Genomic DNA, 4,337 nt, shown 5'->3' on the forward strand with positions numbered 1-4,337 from the left:
GCCCGGAGGCCGCCCCACCGTCGGCTCCACCGAGACCCGCGAGACGCCCGCCGCCGTCCCGGACGCCGAGCCCCCCGCGGACGCCACCTCCGCGGAGCCCATCGTCTTCAAGCTCGTGCGTGAGAGCCCGCTCGACCCGAAGCCCTACCGCGGCCTCGTGGACCACTTCGACCAGCGCGGTGACCCCACCCGCGCCGCGCTCATGCGCGAGCTCGCGGACGCACTGGAAGGCCGTGACGTCCCCGCGCCCCGCGTGCAGCGCGTGCCCCTCACCAACCAGGAGCGCGCCGGCCTGCGCCACCCGGGCCTGCGCACCCCGTCCGGGGAACTGCTCGCGTGCGTGGGCATCGCGCTGTGCCGGCTGTTCCCGTCGCCCGCGCGCATCGCCAACACCACGGAGCCCCTGCGCGCCTCCTCCGGTCCGGGCGCAGCCGCCGTGCTCGACGCACTGAACGGCACCGCGCGCCTGCTGGGCGTGCCCCTGCCGGAGCTCGTCGCGGGCGACGACGACAGCGCCAACATCACCCCACTGCACACCTCCACCCCACGCCTCGTCGTGGGCCGGCAGCTCGTGCAGCAGCCCCCCACCAACGCCGAGTTGCGCTTCCACGCCGGCCGCGCGCTGTTCTCGCTGTCACCGGACCTGCTCGCCCTGCGCGCCCTGCGCAAGGACCACCTGCTGCGCGCGCTCGCGCTGCTGTCCTCCGTCCTCAAGAACCCCAAGGACGCCGGCGACGACGCCCGCGTGGTGCGCGAGTCCCTGTCCCCCAGGGCCCTGGAGCGCGCCGCCCTCCTGATGGAGCCCGGCACCCGCGACTTCGACGCGAACCTGCTCGTCGCCGCCGCGCGCGACTCCGCCAACCGCGCGGGGCTCGTCGCCTGCGGAGGCCCCGGGCCCTCGCTCACCGTGCTCCGGGCCCGCCGCCCCAACGATTCAGAGCTGGAGGAGCTGGTCCGCTTCGCCGCCTCCGAGCGCTACCTCGCCCTGCGCGACGCCGCCGAAGCGGGCCGCGGACGTTAGAGCGGCTTCGCCTGGAAGCGCCTCAGTTCACCAGCAGCCGCAGCGTGAGCGACAGCACGCGCCCGTTCAGCCCGCCCAGGTCGTGCTCGTACGCCAGGTCCAAGCCGCCGCCGCCGGGCGACAGGAAGCCCGCGCCCACCGTCACGCGCGATATCTTCTGGAAGCCGTCGTACGTGTAGCCCACGCGCAGCGGAATCGTCTGGTCGAAGACGTACTCCGCGCCGGTGTTGTACGTGAGCACCGTCGAGTCGCGCGTCTCGAAGTCCCCGCGCATGTCGAACGCCACCACCACCGCCTGCCCCACGTAGGCCGCGTGCGCGGAGAAGTAGCGCGTCAGCTCCACGTTGTCCGTGTCGATGAGGTTGTTCCCCGACACGCCCAGCGACAGCTGCTCGCTCAGCCGCACGAGGATGCCCGCGTCCATCGTGATGGAGTTGGCGAAGCGCGACTGGCCATTCAGCCGCAGGTAGTGCCCCGACAGGCCGATGAGCAGCGACTGCCCCAGGGGCAACGCCGCGCCCAGCGTGCTCAGGTTCGCGGACGTACGCCCTCCGCCACGTCCCAGCGAAAGCCAGTGGTAGTCCACGCCCAGCGCCAGCCGGCCGCTGCTGGAGTCCGCCAGGCTGAGGCCCAGGAAGCCCTCCTTGTTGCGTGGGTCGTACGCACCCGTACCCTCGATGCGGTAGGCCGGGTACAGCGCCATCGCCGCCGGATTGCCCAGGAGTGCATCCGCACCCATGCCGGTGGCCCGGTAGGCGCCGCCCATGCCCAGGGACCGGGCACTCGCGATGTTGCGCAGCTCATCGGCCCGTTCGGTCGTGGCGGCTCGGGCGAAGGAGGGGACCACGGAGAGCGTCAACGACAGGGCGGCGGCGATGGCACGGAGCGGCATGGCACCGGGGAATCTATCCGGCTTGCTGGGGTTCTGGGCCACCAATAGATTCCCCGCCCCATGTCCTCTCCTGACACGAAGGCAGCGAAGCTCATCCGCAAGTGCGTCATCCCCGCCGCCGGCCTGGGCACCCGTTTCCTCCCGGCCACCAAGGCCGTGCCGAAGGAGATGCTGCCCATCGTCGACACGCCCACCCTCCAGTACATCGTGGAGGAGGCGGTGAAGGCCGGCATGGAGGACGTCGTCGTCATCAACGGCCGCGGCAAGGGCGCCATCGAGGACCACTTCGACATCGCGTTCGAACTGGAGACCACGATGCGCGCGCGCGGGAAGACGGCGGACGCGGACCGGATGCGCGCCATCGCGAACCTGGTGCGCATCATCAGCGTGCGTCAGAAGGAGCCGCTCGGCCTGGGCCACGCGGTGCTGTGCGCCAAGAGCGTCATCGGCGACGAGCCCTTCGGCGTCCTCCTGGGCGACGACATGATCGACTCGGAGGATCCGGGCATCGGCCAGCTCGCGCGCATCTACCAGCAGCACCAGAAGGCCGTCATCGCGCTGATGGAGGTTCCGGACAGCGAGACGCACATGTACGGCATCGCCGCGGGCAAGGACCTGGGCAACGGCGTCATCCAAATCGACCACGTGGTGGAGAAGCCCAAGAAGGGCACCGCCCCGTCGAACCTGGCGGTGATTGGCCGCTACGTGCTGCCCCCGTCCATCTTTCCCATCCTGGAGAAGCAGACCACGGGCGTGGGCGGGGAAATCCAGCTCACGGACGGCCTGGCCACGCTCCAGAAGACCGAAGGTCTGCTGGGCTACAAGTTCCAGGGCCAGCGCTACGACGCCGGTGACAAGGTGGGTTACCTCAAGGCGAACATCGCCTATGCGCTCAAGCGCCCCGACCTGCGCGGAGGGCTCCTGGAGTACCTGCGCGAGGTCGTCAAGACGGAGAAGCCGTGAAGCGTCTCATCGCCGTATCCGCAGTCCTCGTGTCCCTCGCCGCCGGCGCCTACGTGCTGCCCGGCGGCTCCATCCTGCGGCGCATGGCCAACGCGCGGGAGGAGAAGCGCCTGTCTGCCTTCCGCGTGGAAGGCTCCGTCATCTTCTCCTCCACGGGCGTGGCGGAAGCGGGGGCCGCCCTCAACGTCCCCACGGACCGCCCGGAGCTCCAGGGTGACGGCGTGCTGTCCGCGAAGATTCCGGGCCGCTGCCGCTTCGACGCGAGCTCTCCGGACAGCAGCCTCAAGTCCTCCACCGTGCAGGTCTCCGGCAAGAAGCGCGTGGAGGGCAAGGAGCTGCCCGCCATCTCCGTGCTGGTGGCCCAGGTGTGCGCCATCCTCGCGCAGGACGCGGGCAGCGTGCAGGACACCAAGCTCGCCCAGGAGGCCTGGCTCCAGGGGCTGGGCATCAACACGAAGGTGACGTCGCTCGCGCGCTTCGGCGGTGAGGTGGCCTTCGTCCTGGGAGACCCCGCGGAGGGCAAGCCCCAGTTCTGGGTCTACAAGGACGCCTTCCGGCCCGCGCGTCTGCGCTACTCGGACGCGTCCGGGGCGGCCTGGGACGTGCGCTTCCTGGACTACGCCTCGCCGGCCACCGGCGACTGGATGCCCCGCACGGTGGAGGTGTGGAAGGCGGGCCAGCGCGTGGTGCGCTTCACCGCCCTCAAGGCGGACAACCGCTCGGCCGTGCCGGACACGCTCTTCAAGTAGCGGTCCGCTTCGATTCGCTTGCGATGGGCGGGACTCACGGTGAAAGTCCCGCCCGTTCCAGGACCGGGATTTCCCCGGTTCTTGGCTCGGAGGCGATTCGCATGAAGCTCCATGGCAACCCGATGAGCACGTGTACCCGCAAGGTCCTCAACGTCCTGGCGGAGAAGGGCCACGAGGTCGAGTTCATCAACATCGACCTGATGAAGCACGAGCAGAAGACGCCCGCGCACATCGCCCGCCAGCCCTTTGGCGTGGTGCCCGCGCTGGAGCTGGACGACGGCTTCGTCATGTACGAGTCGCGCGCCATCAGCCGCTTCCTGGACCGCACCCTGCCGGGCCCGTCGCTGACGCCCGCGGACCCCAAGGCCTACGCGCTGATGGAGCAGTTCATCGGCGTGGAGCAGTCCTACTTCTCCGGCCCGGCGATGAAGATCGTCATGGAGCGCTTCCGGGGCACCAACAACGAGGAGAACATCGCCAAGGGCCGCGAGGGCCTGAAGCGTCCGCTGGAGGTCCTCGACGCGGCGCTGGCGACCCGGCCGTACCTGGCGGGCAATGACTTCACGCTCGCCGAGGTCTGCTTCGCGCCGTACATGGAGTACCTCTTCGCCATGGGGGAGAAGGACACCGTGGCCCCGTACAAGAACGTGATGGCCTGGTGGGACCGCGTGTCCAACCGCCCGTCCGTGAAGAAGTCCGCCGGCCGCTAGCC

Annotated in this window: 4 protein-coding genes and 1 pseudogene; 4 read left to right on the plus strand and 1 reads right to left on the minus strand. The window is 70.2% G+C overall.

The window, feature by feature from the left end:
* Positions 1–1,021, plus strand: a pseudogene (locus D7X99_RS43035) (hypothetical protein); the annotation flags it as partial.
* 22 nt (positions 1,022–1,043) lie between these two features.
* Here the strand turns inward: D7X99_RS43035 and D7X99_RS41540 are convergent.
* A complete protein-coding gene (locus D7X99_RS41540; protein ID WP_120575916.1) occupies positions 1,044–1,913 on the minus strand; it encodes a hypothetical protein in 870 nt (289 codons plus the stop codon).
* 60 nt (positions 1,914–1,973) lie between these two features.
* Here D7X99_RS41540 and galU point away from each other — a divergent pair, with 60 nt between their 5' ends.
* The 3 genes from galU to D7X99_RS41555 all read left to right on the plus strand — a co-directional run bounded on the left by galU (position 1,974) and on the right by D7X99_RS41555 (position 4,335).
* Positions 1,974–2,876: a UTP--glucose-1-phosphate uridylyltransferase GalU gene (gene galU, locus D7X99_RS41545; RefSeq protein WP_120575917.1), complete on the plus strand. Its 903-nt coding sequence runs from the start codon at positions 1,974–1,976 to the stop codon at positions 2,874–2,876.
* Positions 2,873–3,625, plus strand: coding sequence for a hypothetical protein (locus D7X99_RS41550; protein ID WP_120575918.1), 753 nt, complete (start codon positions 2,873–2,875; stop codon positions 3,623–3,625). The genes galU and D7X99_RS41550 overlap by 4 nt, the downstream gene beginning before the upstream one ends.
* Positions 3,626–3,726: 101 nt before the next feature.
* The gene (locus D7X99_RS41555; RefSeq protein WP_121782542.1) at positions 3,727–4,335 is read left to right on the plus strand and encodes a glutathione S-transferase family protein; all 609 of its coding nucleotides are present in this window, start codon (positions 3,727–3,729) and stop codon (positions 4,333–4,335) included.
* Positions 4,336–4,337 lie beyond the last annotated feature (2 nt).

The sequence above is a fragment of the Corallococcus sp. AB032C genome, from assembly GCF_003668935.1.
Lineage (GTDB): Bacteria > Myxococcota > Myxococcia > Myxococcales > Myxococcaceae > Corallococcus > Corallococcus exiguus.